20 protein-coding genes are annotated in these 23,684 nt (G+C 68.0%); 14 read left to right on the top strand and 6 right to left on the bottom strand.

Annotated elements, in window-relative coordinates; translation table 11 throughout:
• Positions 1 to 74: 74 nt before the first annotated feature.
• From dnaK to AC5Y4N_RS07645, 4 genes are read left to right on the top strand one after another with little or no spacing between them, the layout of a single operon-like run.
• Positions 75 to 1,928 (top strand): molecular chaperone DnaK, encoded by a 1,854-nt coding sequence (gene dnaK / locus AC5Y4N_RS07660; RefSeq protein ID WP_499905314.1) that lies wholly within the window; start codon positions 75 to 77, stop codon positions 1,926 to 1,928.
• Entirely contained in the window at positions 1,925 to 2,587 is a 663-nt protein-coding gene (grpE, locus tag AC5Y4N_RS07655) for a nucleotide exchange factor GrpE (RefSeq protein ID WP_499905318.1), read from the top strand. Before dnaK ends, grpE begins: the two co-directional genes overlap by 4 nt.
• A 32-nt stretch (positions 2,588 to 2,619) precedes the next feature.
• Positions 2,620 to 3,789, top strand: coding sequence for a molecular chaperone DnaJ (gene dnaJ / locus AC5Y4N_RS07650; protein WP_499905323.1), 1,170 nt, complete (start codon positions 2,620 to 2,622; stop codon positions 3,787 to 3,789).
• 27 nt (positions 3,790 to 3,816) lie between these two features.
• Positions 3,817 to 4,209 (top strand): heat shock protein transcriptional repressor HspR, encoded by a 393-nt coding sequence (locus AC5Y4N_RS07645; protein ID WP_499905327.1) that lies wholly within the window; start codon positions 3,817 to 3,819, stop codon positions 4,207 to 4,209.
• Here the strand turns inward: AC5Y4N_RS07645 and AC5Y4N_RS07640 are convergent.
• From AC5Y4N_RS07640 to AC5Y4N_RS07630, 3 genes are read right to left on the bottom strand one after another with little or no spacing between them, the layout of a single operon-like run.
• Positions 4,206 to 5,108, bottom strand: coding sequence for an aldose 1-epimerase (locus AC5Y4N_RS07640; RefSeq protein WP_499905331.1), 903 nt, complete (start codon positions 5,106 to 5,108; stop codon positions 4,206 to 4,208). The two genes, AC5Y4N_RS07645 and AC5Y4N_RS07640, sit on opposite strands and share 4 nt — an antisense overlap.
• Before the next feature lie 58 nt (positions 5,109 to 5,166).
• A complete protein-coding gene (locus AC5Y4N_RS07635) occupies positions 5,167 to 6,333 on the bottom strand; it encodes an FAD-binding oxidoreductase (protein WP_499905336.1) in 1,167 nt (388 codons plus the stop codon).
• A gap of 54 nt (positions 6,334 to 6,387) precedes the next feature.
• On the bottom strand, positions 6,388 to 7,056 hold the full coding sequence (locus AC5Y4N_RS07630) for a GAP family protein (protein ID WP_499905340.1): 669 nt from the start codon (positions 7,054 to 7,056) through the stop codon (positions 6,388 to 6,390).
• Between the two features lie 187 nt (positions 7,057 to 7,243).
• Here AC5Y4N_RS07630 and clpB point away from each other — a divergent pair, with 187 nt between their 5' ends.
• The 9 genes from clpB (at position 7,244) to AC5Y4N_RS07585 (ending at position 18,966) form a co-directional block, all read left to right on the top strand.
• Positions 7,244 to 9,790 (top strand): ATP-dependent chaperone ClpB, encoded by a 2,547-nt coding sequence (gene clpB / locus AC5Y4N_RS07625; protein ID WP_499905342.1) that lies wholly within the window; start codon positions 7,244 to 7,246, stop codon positions 9,788 to 9,790.
• Positions 9,791 to 9,875: 85 nt separating this feature from the next.
• Positions 9,876 to 10,730 (top strand): trehalose monomycolate transport factor TtfA, encoded by an 855-nt coding sequence (ttfA, locus tag AC5Y4N_RS07620; RefSeq protein ID WP_499905346.1) that lies wholly within the window; start codon positions 9,876 to 9,878, stop codon positions 10,728 to 10,730.
• A gap of 6 nt (positions 10,731 to 10,736) precedes the next feature.
• The gene (locus tag AC5Y4N_RS07615; protein WP_499905350.1) at positions 10,737 to 11,513 is read left to right on the top strand and encodes an SDR family NAD(P)-dependent oxidoreductase; all 777 of its coding nucleotides are present in this window, start codon (positions 10,737 to 10,739) and stop codon (positions 11,511 to 11,513) included.
• Complete coding sequence (locus tag AC5Y4N_RS07610) at positions 11,500 to 12,285, top strand: SDR family oxidoreductase (RefSeq protein ID WP_499905353.1); 786 nt, start codon at positions 11,500 to 11,502, stop codon at positions 12,283 to 12,285. The genes AC5Y4N_RS07615 and AC5Y4N_RS07610 overlap by 14 nt, the downstream gene beginning before the upstream one ends.
• Positions 12,286 to 12,297: 12 nt before the next feature.
• Complete coding sequence (locus tag AC5Y4N_RS07605; RefSeq protein ID WP_499905356.1) at positions 12,298 to 13,194, top strand: hypothetical protein; 897 nt, start codon at positions 12,298 to 12,300, stop codon at positions 13,192 to 13,194.
• A 45-nt stretch (positions 13,195 to 13,239) separates the two neighbouring features.
• Positions 13,240 to 14,610 (top strand): alpha/beta hydrolase domain-containing protein, encoded by a 1,371-nt coding sequence (locus tag AC5Y4N_RS07600; RefSeq protein ID WP_499906306.1) that lies wholly within the window; start codon positions 13,240 to 13,242, stop codon positions 14,608 to 14,610.
• The gene (locus AC5Y4N_RS07595) at positions 14,603 to 15,244 is read left to right on the top strand and encodes a TrmH family RNA methyltransferase (protein WP_499905359.1); all 642 of its coding nucleotides are present in this window, start codon (positions 14,603 to 14,605) and stop codon (positions 15,242 to 15,244) included. The genes AC5Y4N_RS07600 and AC5Y4N_RS07595 overlap by 8 nt, the downstream gene beginning before the upstream one ends.
• A 15-nt stretch (positions 15,245 to 15,259) precedes the next feature.
• A complete protein-coding gene (locus AC5Y4N_RS07590) occupies positions 15,260 to 16,360 on the top strand; it encodes a glycoside hydrolase family 76 protein (protein WP_499905362.1) in 1,101 nt (366 codons plus the stop codon).
• Entirely contained in the window at positions 16,357 to 18,966 is a 2,610-nt protein-coding gene (locus AC5Y4N_RS07585; RefSeq protein WP_499905364.1) for a helix-turn-helix transcriptional regulator, read from the top strand. Before AC5Y4N_RS07590 ends, AC5Y4N_RS07585 begins: the two co-directional genes overlap by 4 nt.
• A 32-nt stretch (positions 18,967 to 18,998) precedes the next feature.
• On the opposite strand, the gene AC5Y4N_RS07580 is transcribed toward AC5Y4N_RS07585, so the two are convergent.
• From AC5Y4N_RS07580 to AC5Y4N_RS07570, 3 genes are all read right to left on the bottom strand, one after another.
• Positions 18,999 to 20,354 (bottom strand): HNH endonuclease signature motif containing protein, encoded by a 1,356-nt coding sequence (locus AC5Y4N_RS07580; protein ID WP_499905368.1) that lies wholly within the window; start codon positions 20,352 to 20,354, stop codon positions 18,999 to 19,001.
• Positions 20,355 to 20,480: 126 nt separating this feature from the next.
• Positions 20,481 to 21,857 carry an FAD-dependent oxidoreductase gene (locus tag AC5Y4N_RS07575; protein WP_499905371.1) on the bottom strand — a complete coding sequence of 459 codons (1,377 nt, stop codon included), beginning with the start codon at positions 21,855 to 21,857 and terminating at the stop codon, positions 20,481 to 20,483.
• Positions 21,858 to 21,903: 46 nt separating this feature from the next.
• Positions 21,904 to 22,557: a DedA family protein gene (locus AC5Y4N_RS07570; RefSeq protein ID WP_499905374.1), complete on the bottom strand. Its 654-nt coding sequence runs from the start codon at positions 22,555 to 22,557 to the stop codon at positions 21,904 to 21,906.
• A gap of 81 nt (positions 22,558 to 22,638) precedes the next feature.
• On the opposite strand from AC5Y4N_RS07570, the gene fbaA reads away from it, so the two are divergent.
• Entirely contained in the window at positions 22,639 to 23,676 is a 1,038-nt protein-coding gene (gene fbaA / locus AC5Y4N_RS07565; RefSeq protein WP_499905377.1) for a class II fructose-bisphosphate aldolase, read from the top strand.
• The last annotated feature ends 8 nt before the right edge of the window (positions 23,677 to 23,684 follow it).

Here is a 23,684-nt window from a genome sequence, read left to right as displayed (position 1 = left end):
TCGGCGAATGCCGGCAGAGCAGACTTGAGCCTAGTTCGCTCAGCAGACGTTCATATACAGCAGGAGGAAACACCATGGCTCGTGCGGTCGGAATCGACCTCGGGACCACCAACTCCGTCGTCGCCGTTCTCGAAGGTGGCGACCCAACCGTCATTGCCAACTCCGAGGGCTCCCGCACTACGCCGTCCGTCGTCGCGTTCGCGCGCAACGGCGAGGTCCTGGTCGGCCAGCCCGCCAAGAACCAGGCGGTGACCAACGTCGACCGCACCATCCGGTCGGTGAAGCGCCACATGGGCACGGACTGGTCGATCGAGATCGACGGCAAGAAGTACACCGCCCCGGAGATCAGCGCGCGGGTGCTGATGAAGCTCAAGCGCGACGCCGAGGCGTACCTGGGTGAGGACATCACCGACGCGGTGATCACCGTGCCCGCCTACTTCAACGACGCGCAGCGGCAAGCCACCAAGGACGCCGGCCAGATCGCCGGCCTGAACGTGTTGCGCATCATCAACGAACCGACGGCTGCCGCGCTGGCCTACGGCCTCGATAAGGCCGACAAGGAGCAGACCATTCTGGTGTTCGACCTCGGTGGCGGTACGTTCGACGTCTCGCTGCTGGAGATGGGCGAGGGTGTGGTCGAGGTCCGCGCCACCAGCGGTGACAACCACCTGGGTGGCGACGACTGGGATCAGCGCATCGTCGACTGGCTCGTCGACAAGTTCAAGGGCACCAGCGGCATCGACCTGACCAAGGACAAGATGGCGATGCAGCGGCTGCGTGAGGCCGCGGAGAAGGCCAAGATCGAGTTGTCCAGCTCGCAGAGCACCTCGATCAACCTGCCCTACATCACCGTCGACGCCGACAAGAACCCGCTGTTCCTCGACGAGCAGCTGACGCGCGCGGAATTCCAGCGGATCACGCAAGACCTGCTCGACCGCTGCCGCAAGCCGTTCCAGCAGGTCATCGCCGACACCGGGATCTCGGTCTCCGACATCGACCACGTCGTGCTGGTGGGCGGCTCCACCCGGATGCCCGCGGTGACCGACCTGGTCAAGGAACTCACCGGCGGCAAGGAGCCGAACAAGGGCGTCAACCCGGACGAGGTCGTCGCAGTGGGTGCCGCCTTGCAGGCCGGCGTGCTCAAGGGCGAGGTGAAAGACGTTCTGCTGCTTGACGTTACGCCGCTGAGCCTGGGTATCGAGACCAAGGGCGGCGTGATGACCAAGCTGATCGAGCGCAACACCACGATCCCCACCAAGCGGTCGGAGACCTTCACCACGGCCGACGACAACCAGCCGTCGGTGCAGATCCAGGTGTATCAGGGTGAGCGTGAGATCGCCGCGCACAACAAGCTGCTCGGCAGCTTCGAGTTGACCGGCATCCCGCCGGCGCCGCGCGGCGTGCCGCAGATCGAGGTCACGTTCGACATCGACGCGAACGGCATCGTGCACGTCACCGCTAAGGACAAGGGCACCGGCAAGGAGAACACGATCCGCATCCAGGAGGGCTCCGGCCTGTCCAAGGAGGAGATCGACCGGATGATCAAGGACGCCGAGGCCCACGCCGAGGAGGACCGCAAGCGCCGCGAGGAGGCCGAGGTCCGCAACCAGGCCGAGACGCTGATCTACCAGACCGAGAAGTTCGTCGCCGAGCAGCGTGGAGCCGAGGGTGGCTCGAAGGTGCCCGAGGACGTGCTGAGCAAGGTCGACGCGGCAATCGCCGACGCCAAGCAGGCCCTGGGCGGCACCGACATCAACGCGATCAAGTCCGCGATGGAACGGCTCGGCCAGGAAAGCCAGGCGCTGGGGCAGGCCATCTACGAAGCCACCCAGGCTTCGCAAGGCGCCAGCGGCGGCGCGGAGAACGCGTCGGGTGCTGACGACGTGGTGGATGCCGAGGTGGTCGACGAAGGACGGGAGGACAAGTGAGTTCGGAAAACGAACCACTGCACCCGGAAGAACCGGTCGTCGTCACCGACAAGCGCCGCATCGACCCCAAGACCGGCGAAGTGCGTGAGGGCGCGTCCGGCCCGGCCCCCGGTGGGCCGGGCCCGGACGCCGCCGGGCAGGACGCCGCGTCCGCAGGTCAAGCGGAGGACAAGGCCGGTGAGTTGATCGCCGACCTGCAACGGGTGCAGGCCGACTTCGCCAACTACCGCAAGCGTGCGCTGCGCGACCAGCAGGTGGCCGCCGAACGCGCGAAGGGTGCAGTGATCAGTCAACTGCTCGGTGTTCTCGACGATCTCGACGCGGCCCGCCGCCACGGCGATCTGGAGTCCGGGCCGCTGAAGGCGTTCGCGGACAAGCTCACCAAGACGCTCGAGGGGCTGGGTCTGCAGTCGTTCGGCACCGAAGGCGAGGAGTTCGATCCGTCGCTGCACGAGGCCGTCCAGCACGAGGGCGACGGCACCAGACCAGTGATCGGGACGGTGATGCGCCGGGGCTACCGGCTGGGTGAGCAAATCCTGCGCCACGCGCTCGTCGGGGTCGTCGACACCGTCGAGGACGCGACCGACGGGCAGCAGTCCGCCGGCAATGCCGACGCGGAAGACGGCCAGGCCGCAGAATCAGAACAGTCAGCTGGCTGAGCTTGAACAGCATCGAAAGGAGGTGACGCACCATGGCCCAACGCGAATGGGTCGAGAAAGACTTCTACAAGGAGCTGGGCGTCTCCTCTGACGCCAGCGCCGACGAGATCAAGCGGGCCTACCGCAAGCTGGCCCGCGACCTTCACCCTGACGCCAATCCGAACAACCCGACGGCTGCCGAGCGGTTCAAGGCGGTGTCCGAGGCGCACAGCGTGCTGTCGGATCCGGCCAAGCGCAAGGAGTACGACGAGACGCGGCGGCTGTTTGCCGAGGGCGGCTTCGGCCGGCGCCGGTTCTCGGCCGGCAACTTCGGTGGCTTCGGGCCCGGGAACGGCAGCGAGTTCAACCTGAACGACCTGTTCGACTCCGCCAGCCAGACCGGCGGCGCGAACATCGGCGATCTGTTCGGCGGGTTGTTCGGCCGTGCAGGCAGCCGGCCCAGCCGTCCGCGCCGCGGCAACGACCTGGAGACCGAGGCCGAGCTCGACTTCGTCGAGGCCACCAAGGGCGTGATGATGCCGCTGAGGCTCACCAGTCCCGCACCGTGCACCAACTGCCATGGCAGCGGAGCCCGGCCGGGCACCAGCCCGAAAGTGTGCAGCACCTGCAATGGCTCTGGGGTGGTCAACCGCAACCAGGGCGCGTTCGGATTTTCCGAGCCGTGCACGGACTGCCGCGGCACCGGCTCGATCATCGAGCACCCGTGCCCGGAGTGCAAAGGCACCGGAGTGGCCACCCGCACCCGCACCATCAACGTCCGGATTCCACCGGGTGTGCAGGACGGCCAGCGGATCCGCTTGCCGGGGCAGGGGGAAGCCGGGCTGCGCGGCGCTCCGTCGGGTGACCTGTACGTCACCGTGCATGTGCGGCCGGACAAAGTGTTCGGCCGTGAGGGCGACGACCTGACCGTCACCGTCCCCGTCAGCTTTGCCGAATTGGCTTTGGGGACAACGCTTTCCGTGCCGACGCTGGATGGCAAGGTCGGCGTGCGGGTGCCGAAGGGCACAGCCGACGGGCGCATCCTGCGGGTGCGCGGCCGCGGTGTGCCCAAGCGTGACGGCGGCAGTGGCGACCTGCTGGTGACCGTGAAAGTAGCTGTGCCGCCGAACCTCGAAGGCGCCGCACTGGAAGCGCTGGAGAAGTACGCGGCCGCGGAGAAGGCCAGCGGGTTCGACCCGCGGGCCGGCTGGCCGGGCCGATGAGCGCCCGAAGAGCAGGAGGCAGCACAGATGAGCAAGTCCTCAGACGAATCCCGGACCTTTCTCATCTCGGTGGCCGCGCAACTGGCCGGCATGCATGCGCAGACGCTGCGCACCTACGACCGGCTCGGCCTGGTCACGCCGCGGCGGACCACCGGCGGCGGCCGCCGCTACTCGCAGCGTGACGTCGAACTGCTGCGCGAGGTGCAGCGGCTGTCGCAGGACGAAGGCGTCAACCTGGCCGGTATCAAACGGATCATCGAGCTGACCAACCAGGTGGAGGCGCTGCAGTCACGGGTGGCCGAGCTGACCAAGGAGGTCGAGCAACTGCGGGCCAACCAGCGCCGCGATCTGGCCGTGATGCCGAAGTCGACGGCCTTGGTGGTGTGGGAGCCGCGCAAGCCGCAGCGCTCGCGCCGCTAACCCACGTGGATGGAGAACGTCGCGGTGGCCGGCTCGTCTCGGGTGGCCACGCGATAGGTGCCGCGGCGCAGGGAGTCGGTGGGCGCGCACATCGGCTCGAAGCACACCACGTCGTCGTCGCTGGGCGAAAAGACCTGTGCCGCCGTGTAGCCCTCGTCGAAGTGGACTTCGATGCGCCGGTCGCCCCCGGAGATCGCGAACACTGAGCCGGGCTCGACCTCGTCGTAGCTGTCGTCGAAGTAGTTGTCGTCCAGCGTCTCGGTGATCGCCGGGCGCTCTTGCGTCTCGCCCGTCGGGATCATCCAGGCGTTCACCGAGCAGTAACGCATGGCGGGCAACTCGATCTGCCACTCGGCGCGCGGAACGTCAGGAATCCGTAGGTAGGGGTGGTACCCGAAACACAACGGCACGTCGGCCCTGGTCGTGGGCGTCACGGTGGTGCGGACGGTGAGCGTGCGGTCGGCCAGCGTGACGTCCATGGTCAGCAGATGCGGGAACGGAAAGCTGGCCAGCAGGCGCGGGGTGCCGCCGTAGTCCACCTGGGCGACGAGCCGGTTGTCCGTCCGCTCGGTGACTTCCCACCCGTCGTAGGCGGCCATCACCCCGTGGATCACCACGCCATGTTGGTCCGTGCGGACTCCGCCGATCCCGGGCGTCAGTGTCACCGCTGCCTTGCCTACGCGATATGTGTTGGCGCTCAAGCGGTTTGCCCACGGGTACAGGAGCGGAATGCCCATGGTCTTGCCGACGGTGATGTAGGCGTGCAGACCGCGGCGCTGACCCAGCAACTCGGCCCCGTCGTCGTTCAGCGAGCTGCCGACCATTCCGGCGATCGGCACGTAGGTCGCGGTGAGTGCCGAGGACGGGTCTGCCAGCGTGACGGTCTCGACGTCGGCCATGGCGGGGCCATCGTGGGATTGTGCCACAGGGGTACTCGCCGCCTGGCGTGGTTCGAGCTCAGCTCACCAGCGGATCGTGCTGAATCCGTTTGGGCGGTGCACCTTTGGCGATCAGCGCCGCTTTGGTGTTGGCGATCATCGCCGCGTTACCGCTGAGCAGGATCTGGCGGTCACCCCAGCCGCCGTACCTGGTCACCACCTCGGGCAGCCGGCCGGTCTGGCGCACGTGCAGGCCTCGTGGCGGGTCGACGTCCGGATAGTCCGCGGCCCACGGCGGATTGCTGTTGTACTCCGAGACGGGTGACACCGACAGCCAGGGATTCTGTGCGGCGATCTGCCACAGCGTGCGCAGATCGTAGAGCTCACAGGGATAGCGGGCGCCGAAGAACAGGTGCACCCGCGGATTGTCGAGGAAGCGAGTGAGATCCATGATCAGCGCACGCAGCGGCGCCAGCCCGGTGCTGCCGGCCACCATCAGCACGTCGCCGCCGGTGCGGTCGACCCGCAGCGCCCCGAGCGGGGCCGACAGCCGCCACCGATGCCCCACGCGGGTTTCGGCGACGAGCGCAGTGCTGACCAGTCCGCCGGTCACGGCGCGGACATGGAACTCGATCGCCCCGGTGGGGTCGGCGGGAATCGCGGGGCTGAGGTAGCGCCAGCGTCGAGGACACTGTGGCACATGGACATTCACGTATTGGCCGGCCTCGTAGTCCATCGGGCGGTCGAGCTGCAGGCGGATCACCGCAATGTCCCTCGACGCGCGACGATGCTCGACGACCGTGCCGTCCCACCATGCCGGACCGGACTCGGCTTCGGCGGCGCCGCTCATCACCCCGGTGATCAATGTCAGCGCTTCGCGGGCGGCGTCGTCGACCGCGGTGGTCCAGTGCTCGCTCAGGTGGCTGCGCAAGCTGGCGTACAGCGCGTCGTGCAAGGTGCGGTAATGCTGTTGTCGCACACCGTATTTGCGGTGATCACGGCCTAGTTGCGCCAGAAACGCGACGGGCTCTTCGGAGCGCTGGGCGACGAACTCGCCGAACACCCACCACAGCGCCTGGCCGAATGCCGCACGCTGGCCGGCCATGTCGGGAGGAAACAGGTCGCGGATGGCCGGGTCGATGGCGAACCAGCGCGTGTAGAACCGCCGCACGAGTTCGTTGTCGGCGTCGCCGGGATCGAGGGCCGCGCGCAGAATGCGCAGCGCGTCGCGATCCTCCAGGCCCACGCCGGGCCATTGTAGGCATCTGGCAGTTGCTGTGCTTCGCGCGTGGCCGCGGCGTCACAGCGCGTGAACACCCTTGTACAGCACCAGCACGCCGATCACGACCAAGATCGCCGCGACCAGAGCGGCGTTGTGTCGCTCCATCCAGTCCTTCAGCGTCGACAGCGGCGCGTCCAGGTGCTCACCGGCGACGGCGTACGCCAGCGCGGGCAGCGCCACCGACGATGCGGCGATCGCGACGAAGTATCCGACCGCCAGCCCTGCGCGGGCCACGCCGATACCTTCACTGCCGATGGCCAATCCCGCTGCGGCACAGATGAAAAGCACCTTCGGATTGATCACGGCCAGTGCCGCGCCGTAGCCGCCCGCTTTGACTGGCGTAACGCTGGTGAGCTGACGCATCCACCCGGGCAGATGTGCGGAGCGGTGGCGGGTGAACCAGCGGAAGACACCGAACACGATCAGTGCGATGCCGACGACGATGCGCAGCCACGACGCCCAGCGCGGCGGCTCGTCGAGTTGACCGAGCAGGCCGGAAATCCCGACGAACGCCGCGGTGAGCGCTGTCAGCGCCACGACCCAGCCGAGCAGGTACGCCAGCGCGGCGGGCCGCGGGTGGGCCGAGTGCAGCACCAGCACCACCGGGATGATCGACAGCGGCGACAGCGTGATCACCGACGCGAGCGGAATGAGCTCCGTGAGCACCGTGCCCCAGGTCGTGGCCATAGCCCAGCATCTTGATCGTGGAAGGCGCCGCCTGTGCGGTTTTGTACGCCGACCCCGGCGTGTCGCGTGTGAAACCGCACGTTCGCAGAAAAGAAGGGAACTTGAGCGGAACAGACTCAACCTTGACGACGTTGAACATCGCGACAAGCATTTTTCCAGACTTCATGTGAAAGATCGGAGGACCGTCGTGGACTCGTTCAACCCGACCACGAAGACTCAGGCGGCGCTGACCGCGGCTCTACAGGCGGCAAGCGCCGCTGGCAATCCGGAGATCCGCCCGGCGCATCTGCTGATGGCTCTGCTGACGCAGAACGACGGGATCGCCGCGCCGCTGTTGGAGGCGGTCGGTGTGGACCCGGCGACCATCCGGGCCGAGGCGCAGCGCCTGCTCGACCGGCTGCCCAGCGCCAGCGGCGCCAGCAGCCAACCGCAGCTGTCGCGCGAATCGCTGGCCGCGATCACGGCCGCGCAGCAGCTGGCCACCGAGATGGACGACGAGTACGTCTCCACCGAGCATCTGATGGTCGGCCTCGCCACGGGCGACTCCGACGTCGCCAAGCTGCTCACCGGCCACGGCGCGTCGCCGCAGGCGTTGCGTGAGGCGTTCGTCAAGGTCCGCGGCAGCGCCCGCGTCACCAGCCCCGACCCGGAGGGCACCTACCAAGCGCTGGAGAAGTACTCCACCGACCTCACCGCGCGGGCCCGTGAAGGCAAGCTCGACCCGGTGATCGGCCGCGACAACGAGATCCGACGCGTGGTGCAGGTGCTCTCCCGGCGCACCAAGAACAACCCGGTGCTCATCGGTGAGCCCGGCGTCGGCAAGACGGCGATCGTCGAGGGCCTGGCCCAGCGCATCGTCGCCGGGGACGTCCCAGAAAGCTTGCGGGACAAGACAATTGTCGCCCTGGACCTCGGGTCCATGGTGGCGGGCAGCAAGTACCGCGGTGAATTCGAGGAGCGGCTCAAGGCCGTGCTGGACGACATCAAGAACTCGGCCGGGCAGATCATCACGTTCATCGACGAGCTGCACACGATCGTCGGCGCCGGTGCCACCGGCGAGGGCGCGATGGACGCCGGCAACATGATCAAGCCGATGCTGGCCCGCGGCGAGCTGCGACTGGTCGGCGCGACCACGCTCGACGAGTACCGCAAGCACATCGAAAAGGACGCAGCCCTGGAGCGCCGCTTCCAGCCCGTCTACGTCGGCGAGCCGTCCGTCGAGGACACCATCGGCATCCTTCGCGGACTGAAGGAGCGCTACGAGGTGCACCACGGCGTGCGGATCACCGACTCCGCGCTGGTGGCCGCGGCCACGCTGTCCGACCGCTACATCACGGCCCGCTTCCTGCCCGACAAGGCGATCGACCTGGTCGACGAGGCCGCGTCGCGGCTGCGGATGGAGATCGACTCGCGGCCCGTGGAGATCGACGAGGTCGAGCGGCTGGTGCGCCGGCTGGAGATCGAGGAGATGGCGCTGTCCAAGGAAGAAGACGACGCGTCCAAGGAGCGGCTGGAGAAGCTGCGCGCCGAACTGGCCGACCAGAAGGAGAAGCTGGCCGAGCTGACCACGCGCTGGCAGAACGAGAAGAACGCGATCGACACCGTCCGCGAGCTCAAGGAAGAGCTCGAACGGCTGCGGGGTGAGTCCGAGCGCGCCGAGCGCGACGGCGATCTGGCCAAGGCCGCCGAGCTGCGCTACGGGCGCATCCCCGAGGTCGAAAAGAAGCTCGAGGCTGCGCTGCCGCAGGCCCAGGCCCGCGAAGCCGTGATGCTCAAGGAGGAGGTCGGCCCCGACGACATCGCCGAAGTCGTGTCGTCCTGGACCGGCATCCCGGCCGGCCGGATGCTGGAAGGCGAGACCGCCAAGCTGCTGCGCATGGAGGACGAGCTGGGCAAGCGCGTCGTCGGCCAGCGCAAGGCGGTCACGGCGGTGGCGGACGCGGTGCGGCGCAGCCGGGCCGGCGTGTCCGACCCGAACCGGCCCACCGGGGCGTTCATGTTCCTGGGCCCGACGGGCGTGGGCAAGACCGAGCTGGCCAAGGCGCTGGCCGAGTTCCTGTTCGACGACGAACGCGCGATGGTGCGCATCGACATGAGCGAGTACGGCGAGAAGCACTCGGTGGCTCGCCTGGTCGGTGCACCTCCGGGCTACGTCGGCTACGAGCAGGGCGGTCAGCTGACCGAGGCGGTGCGGCGCCGGCCGTACACCGTGGTGCTGTTCGACGAGATCGAGAAGGCACACCCGGACGTGTTCGACGTGCTGCTGCAGGTGCTCGACGAGGGCCGGTTGACCGACGGCCAGGGCCGCACGGTCGACTTCCGCAACACGATCCTGATCCTGACGTCCAACCTCGGGGCGGGCGGCAGCGAAGAGCAGGTGATGGCCGCGGTGCGTGCGACGTTCAAGCCCGAGTTCATCAACCGCCTGGACGACGTGCTGATCTTCGAGGGGCTCAACCCCGAGGAGCTGGTGCAGATCGTAGACATCCAGCTGGCGCAGCTGCAGAAGCGGCTCTCTCAGCGGCGGTTGCAGCTGGAGGTGTCGCTGCCGGCGAAGAGGTGGCTGGCTCAGCGCGGGTTCGATCCCGTCTACGGCGCTCGGCCGCTGCGTCGGCTGGTGCAGCAGGCCATCGGCGACCAGCTGGCCAAGATGTTGCTGTCCGGCCAGATTCACGACGGCGACACGGTGCCCGTCAACGTCAGCCCGGACGGCGATTCGCTGGTGCTCGGCTAAGTGATTTCGGCGCGCTGACGTGCGCTCAGCGACCGTCAGCGCGCCGAAATCGCAGGCTTGCCCGCAGCAGATAGGCTAGGTCCTGATGGTTCCGCTTTGGTTCACGCTGTCCGCGCTGTGTTTCGTCAGCGCCGGCGTGCTGTTGTACGTCGACCTCGACCGGCGCCACAACCACGGTCGCCGTCGGCGCTCGTGGGCGCGCTCGCACGGCTTCGACTACACCCCTGAGGACGCCGAGATCGTCAAGCGCTGGAAGCGCGGCGTGATGTCCACCGTGGGCGACGTGACCGCCCGCAACGTGGTGCTGGGGCAGATCCGAGGCGAAGCGGTCTACATCTTCGACCTCGAAGACGTCGCGACCGTGATCGCGCTGCATCGCAAGGTGGGCACCAACGTGGTGATGGATCTGCGGCTCAAGGGCCTCAAGGAGCCGCGCGAGAACGACATGTGGCTGCTCGGCGCGATCGGCCCGCGGATGGTGTACTCGACGAACCTCGACGCCGCCCGCCGCGCGTGTGACCGCCGCATGGTGACGTTCGCCCACACCGCGCCCGACTGCGCCGAGATCATGTGGAACGAGCAGAACTGGACGCTGGTGAGCATGCCGATCACCAGCACGCGCGCCGAGTGGGACGAGGGGCTGCGCACGGTTCGCCAATTCAACGACCTGCTGCGGGTGCTGCCGCCGGTGCCGAACAAGGCGATCGGGCAGGCCTCGGCCAGACGCAACGGCGCACCCGGCCGGCCGATCACCCCGCCCGACTACCGCCCTGAGCCCGGCCGCACGCCGCCTGATTACCGCGCCGATCCCGGCCGCACCGAAGCACTCCGGCAGCCCGGCCGCCCTGATCCGACTCGCCAGCCGCCGCACTCCGAACCCGTCCGCCGCCCGCAGCAGACCCGCGCGAGCCGCCCGGGGCCGGCGAGTTTTCAGCCGTAGCCGCGGATGCCGCGTCCCGTTGCCCTGATCACCGGTGCCACGTCGGGCATCGGCGCGGGATTCGCCAGGCGCTACGCGGTCGACGGCTACGATCTCGCCCTGGTCGCGCGCACCACCCAACGCCTCCGTGAACTGGCCGACGAGCTCCATCGAGCGCACGGCACCAACGTCGAGATCCTGACCGCCGACCTCGCCCAAGCAGACGGCCGCGCCGCCGTCGCCATGCGGCTCGCCGACGGCGTGCGGGTGCTGGTCAACAACGCCGGCTTCGGCACGTCGGGGGAGTTCTGGACGGCCGACCCGGCGCTGTTGCAGGCCCAGCTCGACGTCAATGTCACCGCCGTCATGCACCTCACCCGCGCGGCGCTGCCGCCGATGCTCGACGCCCGGCTGGGCACCGTGATCAACGTCGCCAGCGTGGCCGGTCTGGTGTCCGGGCGCGGGTCGACGTACTCGGCGTCGAAGGCGTGGGTGATCGCGTTCTCCGAAGGGCTGGCCAACGGCCTGGCCGGCACTGGCGTCGGCGTGCACGCGCTGTGCCCGGGGTTCGTGCGAACCGAGTTCCACCAGCGGGCCGGCATCGACATGGCCAAGACGCCGTCGGTGCTGTGGCTGGAGGTCGACGACGTCGTCGACGACTGCCTGGCCGACGTCGCGAAAGGCAAAGTGGTGATCATCCCCGGGGTGCAGTACAAGGTGCTGACCACCGCCAGCCGCTTGGTGCCGCGAGACGTGGTGCGGTTCATGACCAAAAGGGTGGGACGGGGCCGTGGCCGCACCTGAGTCGATCTTCGTCACCGGCGCCGCCCGCGGAATCGGGCTGGCGATCGCACGCCGGTTCGCCGCCGCGGGTTACACGGTCGGCGCGGTCGACGTGGACGCCACCTCACTGGCCAGCCTGAAATCTGAAGCAGCTCACCAGAATTGGTCGCTGTGGACCGCGCAGATGGACGTTACCGACGTCGACGCGTGGCACCGAACGCTGCGGGAGTTCACCGACACCGCGGGCGGACGGCTCGACATCCTGGTCAACAATGCCGGCCTGCTGTCGGCCGGTCACTTCGTCGACATCCCGCCGGCGCGGCACAAGCAGCTGGTCGACGTCAACGTCACCGGCGTGATGTTCGGCTGCCACACGGCGTTCCCATACCTGCGCGACACCCCCGGCGCCCGCGTGCTCAACATGTGCTCGGCCTCGGCGATCTACGGCCAGGCCGAGTTGGCGTCTTACAGCGCAACGAAATTCGCGGTCCGCGGGCTGACCGAGGCGCTGGATCTGGAATGGCGCGCTCACGACATCACGGTGGTCGCGCTGTGGCCCCTGTTCGTCGACACCGCGATGCTCACCGACGTGCGCACCGGAACCACCGAATCCCTGGGCGTCCACCTCACCCCTGACGACATCGCCGACGCGGCATGGCGCGTAGTGCACCGACGGTCGCGGGTGCCGAAGGTTCATCACCCGGTTGGCACGCAGACCAAGCTGGCGTATTACCTCGCGCAAGTCAGCCCCGCCTGGATGTCGCGACTCGTCAACAAGCGGCTGTCGCATTAAGGCATCGATCCGGTGCGCGTAGTCGTCGCCCTGCTCACGCTCGCCCTGCTCGCTGTCGGATGCGCGGCAAGCGAGCACCCGCCCCAGCCCTACGGCGCGGCGGCGGCGAAGGTGGGCGAGTCGGCCGCGATCCTGGGCTGGAACATGTCGGTCACGAATCTGCGGTGGGAGGCCAACCATGTGCTGGTCGACGTCGACGCCGCCCCGGCCGAACCGGGCAAGCCGCACGCGAAGCCGGAGGAGATCCGCTTCGGGCTGTACGGGACGCCGGCTCACCCGGTCGAAGCAGACGGCATCGGTAGCTGCAAAGACGTTGCGTCGCTGAAGATCTCGCCGCTTGGCGCCCCGAATCCCGATCGGCTCACCGGCACGGTATGCCTGGGTCCGATCGACGACCAGAGCGCGGTGCGCGGCGTCTACGTGTACTCGCCGCATGATCGGATCGCCGGCACCACCGCTGCTTACCCGCTGGCTTTTCCGGTCGGGATCCTGCCGACCAACCGCAACGACACCGGCATCACGGTCAAGTCGACCAGTGTGGCGGCCTGGCGGGCCGACGGCACGATGCTCAACCCCACGTCTCTGGGCGATCCGGCCGCCTTTAACGGAAACGGTTACATGCTTGTGGGACTGGAGATTTCGGCGATCAAGGAGCAGTACCGCGACGAGTCGGCGCAGCGCGGTGGCCCGCTGATGGTGGTGGTGGCGCCGACGCTGCCCGCGGGGCAGGGACTCAGCCACGCGTGCGCGACGTACGGCTCCTCGGTGCTGGTGATGCCCTACGCGAAGCTGGACGGCGTGCAGGTGGACGCGTCGCTGTGTACGCAGGGCGAGATCAACCAGGCGGTGCTGTACGCGACGCTGTCCATCGTCGGCACGCACGCGGCGGTGTGGACCACCGGTGAGTGAACTGCCGCCGGGCGGGCGTGGTATCGATGACGTGTGCCCGACGTCATGCCTGTGCCCGGCCGCCCCAATCTGCTGCTCGGCGCCTACGACATAGCGACACTGGGATATCGCGCGGCTGAGTTCTTCGTCTCCGGGACCGCAACGCGCTACTCACCCGTCGACGAGCTCGGGCCCGACGGACACTGGCGCGTGGCGGCATCGGACAAGGCGGACTACACCACGCGGATGGTCGTGCTGACCCCGGAGGCCGGCTTCAACGGGACCGTGATCGTCGAGTGGCTGAACGTCAGCGGCGGCATCGACGCGGCGGCTGTCTGGTTCATGGCGCACCGCGAGATCGTCCGGGCCGGCTACGCGTACGTCGCCGTGTCGGCGCAGAAGGTGGGCGTCGACGGCGGGGCCAGCCTCACCGGCCTCGACATGTCGTTGAAAGCACAGGATGCACAACGCTATTCGGCGCTCAACCATCCCGGGGACGCGTTCTCGTACGACATGTTCACCCAGGTCGGCCAGCTCGTTCAAGACGGCGCCATCGACGGCATCGAGGCGAAACATGTTGTGGCCGTGGGGGAGTCGCAGTCTGCGGCGTTTCTCACGAGCTATGTCAATGCCGTGGACCCGATCACCGAAACCTATGACGGCTTTTTGGTCCACTCTCGATTCGGGCCGGCCGCGCCGCTGGACGGGGCGAACGTCTTCGAACCGACCGGCCTTCCGGACGCCGTGCAATTCCGAACCGACCTGCGCGCTCCGGTGCTCAGCGTGATCACCGAAACCGATCTACTCGACGTCATCCGCCCCGGCTATCACCGTGCCCGCCAGCCCGACAACGAGCGGTTGCGCGTATGGGAGGTGCCCGGCACCGCTCACGCCGACAACTACACGATCCGCGTCGGGTTCATCGACGACGGATTCCAACCCGTCGATCGGATTGCGGCCGCCTACGCGCCGACCAGTGAGTTCATGGGCCAAAAGCTCTCCCACGCAATCAATTTCGCGCCGCAACACCACTACGTCCTACAGGGCGCCATCGCCAGGCTCGACGACTGGCTGCGCGAAGGCGCATCACCACCCGCCGCCCCGCCGATCGCGCTGACCACCGAACCGCTCGGGCTGGCCCTCGATGAAAACGGAGTAGCGCAAGGCGGTGTGCGCACTCCCTGGGTCGACGTTCCGGTGGCCCGGACCTCGGGCAGCAGCCCCGGTCAGGGCGACATGTCGGCGCTGTTCGGCTTCGGTGAGCTGTTCGACGCCGCCACGCTGGCCCGGCTGTATCCCGCCGGCGCAACGGACTACCTCGAGCGGTTCACCGAGGCGCTCGACCGAGCGATCGCGGCGGGTTTCATCGTGGCCGCGGACCGCGCCGAAATCCTCGAACTCGCCGCCGCCACCTTTCCCGGCGAGCGGCATGACTGAGTCGGGCCCCACCGAATGGGGCGAGAGCCCCGGCGTCGGGCCTTGGTCCGGTCCGCTGCCGGACGATCCCCGCTACGACCCTCAGCTGCTGCGCGACGGCGACCGCCGCAACGTCGTCGACGCCTACCGCTACTGGACGCGAGAGGCGATCATCGCCGACATCGACACCCGGCGTCACCCCCTGCACATCGCGATCGAGAATTTCGGCCATGACGCGAACATCGGTGGCGTGGTGCGCACCGCGAACGCGTTCGCTGTCGACACGGTGCACATCGTCGGGCGGCGACGGTGGAATCGGCGAGGAGCCATGGTCACCGACCGCTATCAACGACTGCGCCACCACGAGACGACGGCCGAGTTGCTGGCCTTTGCGCGCGACGCCGGGCTGACGGTGGCGGCGGTCGACAATGTGCCCGGGGCAGCGCGCTTGGAGGAGACCACGCTGCCGCGGGAATGCCTGCTGATCTTCGGTCAGGAAGGCCCGGGCATCACCGAGGAGGCGCGCAGCGGCTCGGCGTTGACGGTGTCCATCGCGCAGTTCGGTTCGACCCGCAGCATCAACGCGTCCGTCGCCGCGGGCATCGCGATGCATGCGTGGATCCGTGCGCATGCCGACCTAAACCACGCCTGGTGAGGCAGGATCGCTGTCATGGAACAGCAGTGGGCCAATCGCGCTGCGAGCGCTGAAGCAGCCGTCACGGCACGCCATTTGACGCGGCTGTGGGGGATGCCGGGCACTCAGCTGGGTGTGGTGGCCTGGCCGCCGACCCGGCGCGACAAGCTGTTCGGCAGCTGGAACTATTGGTGGCAAGCACATCTGCTGGACTGCCTCGTCGACGCGCAGCTGCGCGATCCGCAGCCGCAGCGGCGCGAGCGCATCGCTGCGCAGATCCGGGGGCACCATCTGCGCAACCTCGGTCGCTGGACCAACAGCTACTACGACGACATGGCGTGGCTGGCGCTGGCTCTCGAACGGTGCGGCCGGCTCGCCGGTGTCGAACGCGAGCGCGCGCTGCGCACGTTCACCAAGCAGTTCACTCGCGCGTGGATGCCCGAATTCGGCGGCGGCATCCCGTGGCGCAAACAGGACCGTTTCTTCAACGCTCCGGCCAACGGCCCCGCGGGAATCTTCTTGGCCCGCAACGGCGAATTGCGGCAAGCCCAGCTGATGGCCGACTGGATCGACGAGACGCTGATCGATCCGCAGTCGCACCTGGTGTTCGACGGCATCAAGGACGGCTCGCTGGATCGCGCCCAGTTCACCTACTGCCAGGGTGTGGTGCTCGGCCTGGAAACCGAACTAGCAGTGCGCACGCGCGACGACCGTCATCGGCCCCGAGTGCACCGGTTGGTGGCCGCGGTCGAGAAGAACATGACGACCGACGGCGTGCTCAAGAGCGAGGGCGGCGGCGACGGCGGGTTGTTCGGCGGGGTGACCGTCCGCTATCTGGCACTGGTGGCCTCGGCGCTTCCCGGAGACAGCCCCGAGGACGTCGCCGCCCGGGACACCGCCCGCAGAATAGTGCTGACGTCGGCGCAGTCGGCATGGGAATTCCGCCAGACCGTCGACGGGCTACCCCTGTTCGGCGCGCACTGGGACCAGACCGCCCAAGTACCGACCACGGAGAGCGCCGGCGCACAGTTCTCGGGCGGCGCGGTGTACTCGTCGGCGGTGCCGGAACGCGACCTGTCCGTGCAGCTGTCGGGGTGGATGCTGATGGAGGCAGCGCACGCGCTGAGCGCGGAATGACCGCCGGCGCCGGCGATCGGCGCTATATTCGGCCGGTGATCAGCGGCGATCCGCTGACCGGCCGGGACGGCGAACTTGCTTACATTCGGCGTGCGCTCGGTGCGGGTGGCAAGTACGCGGGTGTGGCGGTCGTCGGCGCGCCGGGGGTGGGCAAGACGCGGCTCGCCCGTGAGGTGCTGGCCCGTGCGCAGGCGGCGGGGGAGCGGACCGAGTGGATCGTCGGCACGGAATCGGCGCGCTCCCTGCCGCTGGGCGCTTTCGCCAGCGCGCTTCCCGACCCGATGGCCGAGCCGCTTCCCAATGTCCGGCGAATCATCAATTCCTTTGTGGCTCAACGACAACGGGGCCGGGCGCTGATCGGGGTCGACGACGCGCACCTGCTGGACGGGTTGTCAGCGCACGTCGTGCACCAGTTGGCGCAGACCCGGGGCGTGCGGCTGGTGGTCACGTTGCGCAGCGGCGGCCAGGAGCCAGACGCTGTGACGGCGTTATGGAAGAACGACCTGCTTGCCCGGCTGGACTTGGCACCGCTGTCGGCCGAGGCCACCCGCAGCGTGATCGAGGCCGACTTGGGCGGTCCCGTCGACACCCGGGTTGCCCAGCGGTTCTGGAAACTGACCGGCGGCAACGCGCTGTTCCTGCGTCAGCTCGTCAGAGACCAGGTGGCGGCGGGCCGATTCCGTCAGGTGGCCGGGGTGTGGATGGCCGACGAAGGCATCGCGGCCACGCCCAGTGTGGCGGACATGGTGGGACGCGAGATGGGCCGGCTCACCCCGGGGGTGGCCATGGTGGTCGACGTCCTGTCGCAGGCTGAGCCGCTTGGAGTGGATGTGATCTGCGCGCTGGTGCGGCGTCGCGACCTGGAACGCGCGGAGGAGTTGCGCCTGGTCACCGTCGAGCGCACCGGCGGCGCGCTGATGGTCCGGTTGGCGCATCCGCTGTTCGGGGAGGTGCGACGCGCCACGGCCGGCGAAATGTACCTGTCCAAGATCCGCGGCAGGCTGGCGCAGCGGCTGGAAAAGGAGGGCGACGCCGACGTCTACGCGACCGTGCGTCGGGCGCTGCTGACGTTGGAATCCGACCTCCCGCCCGACCCGCAACTGTTCCTGGACTCCGCGCGGTCCGCGATGACGCTGCTCGACCTCGACCTGGCTGACCGATTCGCGCGGGCCGCGGCCGACGCCGGCGCTGACGAAGCTTCTGACATTCTCGCCATGAACCTCGTGATGCTGGGCCGCGGCGAGCAAGCCGAGGCGGTGCTGTCGGGGATGTCCGGCTCGTCGGACTACTGGGCGACGGTGCGGGCAGCCAACTTGATCTGGATGCTGGCCCGGCCGGGCGACGCCGCTGCGATTCTGGCGGCGTTGCCGGAGTCTTTCGAGCGGCTGGCGATCGAGGCGTGTGTGGAGGTGGTCGGAGCCCGGTGCCGCAGCGGAGAGGAAAAAGCCCGTGCCGCAATCGAATCCGGCGCGCTGGGCGACTTCCACGCCACCGTCGCATCGGTGGCGTTGACCATGGCGATGGGGGCGCTCGGTCATGTCGACGATCTCCCGGCGGTGGCCGACGACGCACTGCGGCGGGCCACCACGTCGTTCCAGGCGTCGCCGCTGCGGTTCTGGTACGCCGGGGTGTATGCGCGGGCATGCCGACTCACGGGCCGCATCGGCGAATTCGTGGCGGCCGCCGAGACTTTGGCCGCTACCGCCCGCGACCTTCCCGGCCTGGCATACGCGAACCTCGCGCTGCTGCTGGGCAACGCCGCGTTGATGCGCGGCGACGTGACACGCGCGGTGCGGCTGCTGCACGAAGCGCTGGCAGGCGCCGAGAACCACAGTGTCACAACAGGTTTGCGTGCAGCCAGTTGCTTCGCACTGGCGGAGGCGCATGCGAAGCTGGGCCAGCCCCAAGAGGCGATGGCTGCGCTTGCTGCCGCGCGCGTGCCGGACGACTTCCTGTTCATGCACACCGGGCTCGCGGTGGCGCGAGGGTGGGCACTGGCCGCCGGTGGATCGCTGTCCGAGGCCGTGGCGGTGGTGCAGGCGGCCGCTACGGAGGCGCGCGACCGCGACCAACCCACGCACGAACTGGCCTGTATCCAGGCCGCGACGCAGTGGGGCGACGGTTCGGGTGCGGCGCGCGCCCGCGAACTCGCCGACCAGCTGTCGTTGCCGCTGGCGAATTGTGTTGCGCGCCATGCTCGTTCGCTCCAGGCTGGCGACGGTGAGGGGCTGCTGGCGGTGTCGGCTGACTACCGAGCCCTCGGCGACAGGGCCACTGCGGCCGACAGTGCCGGCCAAGCTGCCGCGGTGCTCGTTCAGGGTCAGAAGCGCAGCCGGGGTTCCTATGCGGCGGCGATTGCGCAGGAGCTCGCCAACGAGTGCGGTGGGCTGTGCACCCCCGCACTGCGCAGTCAGCTGGGCATCCCGCTGACCGGTCGGCAACGCGACGTGATCGAGCTGGTGGCGGCGGGCCTGTCCAACCGCGACATCGCCGACCGGTTGGTCATGTCGGTGCGCACTGTCGAAGGACACGTGTACCGGGCCTGCCAGCGGGTGGGCGCGAACACCCGCGAGGAACTGGCCGCGATCGTGCGTGGCGGGCGCTGACGGCCTACCCGGGATCGTCCTACCCGGGATCGTCATTGGTTTTCGTCGTCGAGCATGCGGTCGGGGTGCCAGTAGGTGTTGGTGTGGGGCTGGTTGTGGTCTTGGTGCGGGGGTGGAATCCATTCGGTGGTTCCGTCGGGTTGTTTTCGGGTTTGCCAGCCGGTGGTGGCGTCGCGGTTATGCGGTCCGCAGGACAGGGTGAGGTTGTCGATATCGGTGGGGCCGCCGTGGGCCCAATCCGTGACGTGGTGGGTTTGGCACCAGTAGGCGGGGACGTCGCAGCCGGGGTGGGAGCAGCCGCGCTCCATCGCATACAGGACGAGGCGTTGTTCGGGGGTGGCCAGCCGGGTGGCGCGGCCCCTGAAGAGCTGGACCGGCTTGGTCTGGTCGAAGATCAGCAGGTAGTTGTAGGCGTGGGCGGCCATGCGGATCAGGTCGGTGACCGGCAACCAGCTGCCGGAGCCGGTGTGGGCCTTGCCCGCCTTGTTTTGGAGATCATTGAGCGCGACGGTGGCGGTGATGGTCACCGGCAGGCCCTGGTGGCTGCCGAGCTGGCCGGACATCAAGGTGGCGCGCACCATCGCCGCCAGGGCGTCGTGGTTGCGTTGGGCGGCGCTGCGCTCATCGGCGGTGGCGGCTTGCTCGGATGGTTGCCCGTCGATGGTGGGGGTGTCGTCGGCGGGGTTGCAGGCGCCCGGCGCGGCCCATTTGGACAGCACTGCGTCCAGGCCGGCGCGCAGCTGGGGGTCGAGCCAGCCGCTGATTTTGGACATGCCGTCGGGGGCTTGCGGGGAAATGGTGAGGCCGCGGCGGCGGGCGCGGTGTTCGTCGGTGTAGTCGCCGTCGGGGTTGAGTACGTCGGTGTAGTGGTCGGCGGCGCGTTGCAGTTCGTCGGGGCGGTGTCGCCCGGCGATGTCGGCGAGCCGCGCTTCGGCTTCGGCGCGGGTGGGTGCGGCGATCCAGCACGGCAGATGCGCCAAAAACGACCGGATGATGCGTACGTGTTCGGCGCTGATGGTTCCGGCGCGCTGCGCGGCGGCGGTGGCCTCGAGCTTCGGTGGCAGCGGATCCCCGGTCAACGCCCGCCGTGGGGCGAGGTCGGCGGCTTCGTCGACGCGCCGCAGCGCCTCGCGGCGATAGATCCGCAGCCGGTTGGCCAGCACCTGGGGTAGCCGCCCGCCGAGCTCGTCGGCCGGGGCGTGGGTCAATTCCGCGATGAGCGTGTGCTCGGCGGCGGGCAGCCGGCGCCGCCACGTTTCGCGGCGCTCCAACAACACCAGCCGCTCCGCGGTCGAGAGCCCGTCGACGTCGAGCTTGTCGAACGCGTCGAGTGCGGCATCGACTTGGTCGCACAAGGCCGACGCCGCATCGAACGCGCGAGAACTCATACCCCCGAATCTAGAGACACCCACCGACAAGTCATTGCGCCGCAACCGATTTCACGGACTGTTATCCACAGTCGGGAATCCATCCACAGATTCACCCGCCGACCTTGACAGACGACAGCGAGCTACCTACTGCACGACAGCGATAGGTCTTGCCTCATCGGCCGGCTGGCGACGCGGATGCCGATAATTCGCGGCGGCGGCACGCCACAGCGTCGCCGGTCTAAGCAGCCGGGTCGGCGGATCCAACAGTGACGTCACTCGGCTGAACTGATCCACCGCGGCGGTGTCATATTCGGTTGCGGTGAGCACGCGCTGGACATAGCTGTTGAACAGCCTTGCGGGCCAACGCTCTTCACCGCGGACCTCGGGCAGAGCAAGATCGCCGCCCGTCGCCAACTGCCAGGCCTGGCGTACCGGCTTGGCCGTCGCGCGGAAATACCGCCGCGCCAGACCCGTCGTCCCGCGTGTGAGGCAGTCGCGCAAGGCCAATGCCTGCAAAGCGGCCACCGTCATGCCTTGGGCGTAGATCGGATTGAAGCTGCAGACCGCGTCACCGGTAACCAACAGCCCCTCAGGGAAGTGGCGCAGTTTGTCATAGCGGCGCCATTGGCTCGACGGGAATCGATGCTGTGCCACCTCACTGATCGGCTCGGCGGTGCGGAGCACATCCAGAATATGGTTTGGCGCGAATTTCCCCGCCCAATCGAACATTTCGCTGGGGTCGGTGGGCGGCTCGACCCCGGCCATCCCCTGGAGCGTCAGCAACCACGTGTTGTTCTCGCAGCCGAGCAAGCCCAGTCCGGTCGGGCGGCCCGGCACCGGACCAACCAGAGCACCCATTTCATGCATGGCATCAGCGGGCATCCGCAGCCACAACGTCGAATAGCGCAGCTGCACCACAACGTGTTCTTCCGCGGGACGTGAATACCCTAGAGCCGCAAGCCATGACGGTGTGCGCGAACCACGGCCCGTTGCGTCGACCACGAGATCGGCCGAAAGAATTGACTCCTCGCGGCTCTGCCGGTTCACCGTCCGCACGCCGGTGACCCGCCATGGCACCGCCGTCAGGCCCGCCACGTCGTGGCCCTGCACCACGCTGACATTGGGAATCGCTCTGATTCGGTCTCTGATGTGCTGCTCCAGAAACGGACGACTGGCCAAGTATGCGGTGAAGCTAGGCGCCGAACCCGTCGGGGCCATCCGGTGCCCGTTGAGGTTGTAGTACAGCCGAGAGATGTCGCTGCCGTCGAAATAGCGTGCGCCGTCGCGAGTCAGTTCGCTCAGTACGCCAGGCAGCAGTTCCTCGAATGCCTGGGCACCCCGCGGCAGCAAACCGTGCACGTGACGGCCCTGCGGCACCCCGCGGCGGTGAGCGACGCTGTCAGGTAACACATCTCGCTCCACGATCGTGACGGTGACATAGAAGTCAGCCAGCGCCCGCGCGGCCAGCAGGCCCGCCATACTCGCACCGAGGACAACCGCATGGTTACCGATTCTCGCCATGAAGCCGATCGTCATGGCAGGCCGAGAAGGCCGACAGCGTAGCGGCCTACTCCACCTTGGCTGCCCGCCGGCGCGCCAGCAGCCCGCGTCCGACGGAGATGAGCGCCGGCAGGATGGACACGAACACGATCCCGAGGATGATCAGCTCGAGGTGACGGTTGACGAAGGAGATGTTGCCCAGGAAGTAGCCCGCCAGCGTGACGCCGGCGCCCCAGGCGAATCCGCCGATGATGTCGAAACCCAAGAAGAGCGGGTAGCGCATCTTCGAGACACCCGCGATCACCGGAACAAACGTCCGCGCGAACGGCACGAAGCGGCCCAGGATGACCGTGAACGGCCCGTATTTCTCGAAGAATTCGTGTGATTCGGTCACGTAGTGCTTCTTGAAGAAGCGGGAATCTTCTTTCTTGAACAGCGCGGGGCCGATCCGGCGTCCGATGAAGTACGCGGTCTGGTCACCGGCGATTGCCACCAGCGGCACTGCGATCGCCAGGGTCCAGATGTCGAGCGTCCCCTTGGCGGCGAGCAGCCCTCCGGTGAACAGCAGCGAGTCACCGGGCAGGAACGGGAACAGCAGGCCGGTCTCGATGAAGACGATGACCAGGATGCCGGGCAGGATCGCGGACGCGAACAGGCCGTTGGGCCCGATGTAAGTCCACGGGTCCATGATTGCCGGCAACGCCGCGAGCGTCGTGCTCATGACGACCCAACATACCGTCGCTTCCGGTGGGATACTTCAGGGACATTCCCGCAGCGCCTTGACCACGGCGAAAGGAACCCCATGCCCATCGCCACGCCCGAGATCTATGCCGAGATGCTGTCCCGCGCCAAGCAGCACGAGTTCGCATTTCCGGCCATCAACTGCACGTCGTCGGAGACCATCAACGCTGCGCTGAAGGGCTTCGCGGACGCCGGCAGTGACGGCATCATCCAATTCTCAACGGGCGGAGCGGAATTCGGCTCGGGTCTTGGTGTCAAGGACATGGTCACCGGGGCGGTGGCGCTGGCCGAGTTCGCGCATGTCGTCGCCGAGAAGTACCCCATCACCGTGGCGTTGCACACCGACCACTGTCCGAAGGACAAGCTCGACAGCTACGTGCGGCCGCTGCTCAAGATCTCCCAGCAGCGGGTGGCCGACGGCGGCAACCCGCTGATCCAGTCGCACATGTGGGACGGCTCCGCAGTGCCGATCGACGAGAACCTGGCCATCGCCAAAGAGCTGCTGAAACAGACCGCGGCCGCGAAGATCATCCTCGAGATCGAAATCGGCGTGGTGGGCGGCGAGGAGGACGGCGTCGCGCACGAGATCAACGAGAAGCTGTACACCACGCCGGAGGACTTCGAGAAGACCATCGACGCGCTAGGCGCCGGCGAGCACGGCAAATACCTGCTGGCCGCCACATTCGGCAACGTCCACGGCGTGTACAAGCCGGGCAACGTCAAGCTGCGGCCCGACATCCTCGCGACGGGGCAGCAGGTGGCCGCCGCCAAGCTCGGGCTGCCGCCGGACAGCAAGCCCTTCGACTTCGTGTTCCACGGCGGCTCCGGCTCGCTGAAATCCGAGATCGAAGAGGCTCTGCGCTATGGCGTGGTGAAGATGAACGTCGACACCGACACCCAATACGCGTTCACCCGGCCGGTCGCCGGGCACATGTTCACCAACTACGACGGGGTGTTGAAGGTCGACGGCGAGGTGGGCAACAAGAAGGTCTACGACCCGCGCAGCTACATGAAGAAGGCTGAAGCGGCGATGAGTGAACGCGTGGTCGAAGCCTGCAACGACCTGCGCAGCGCCGGCCGTTCGGTGACCGCCGGCTGAGCCGGCGA

It is taken from the genome of Mycobacterium sp. NGS19 (assembly GCF_059813155.1).
Note: the sequence above shows the minus strand (reverse complement) of the source record. Positions and strands in the feature narration are given on the sequence as shown.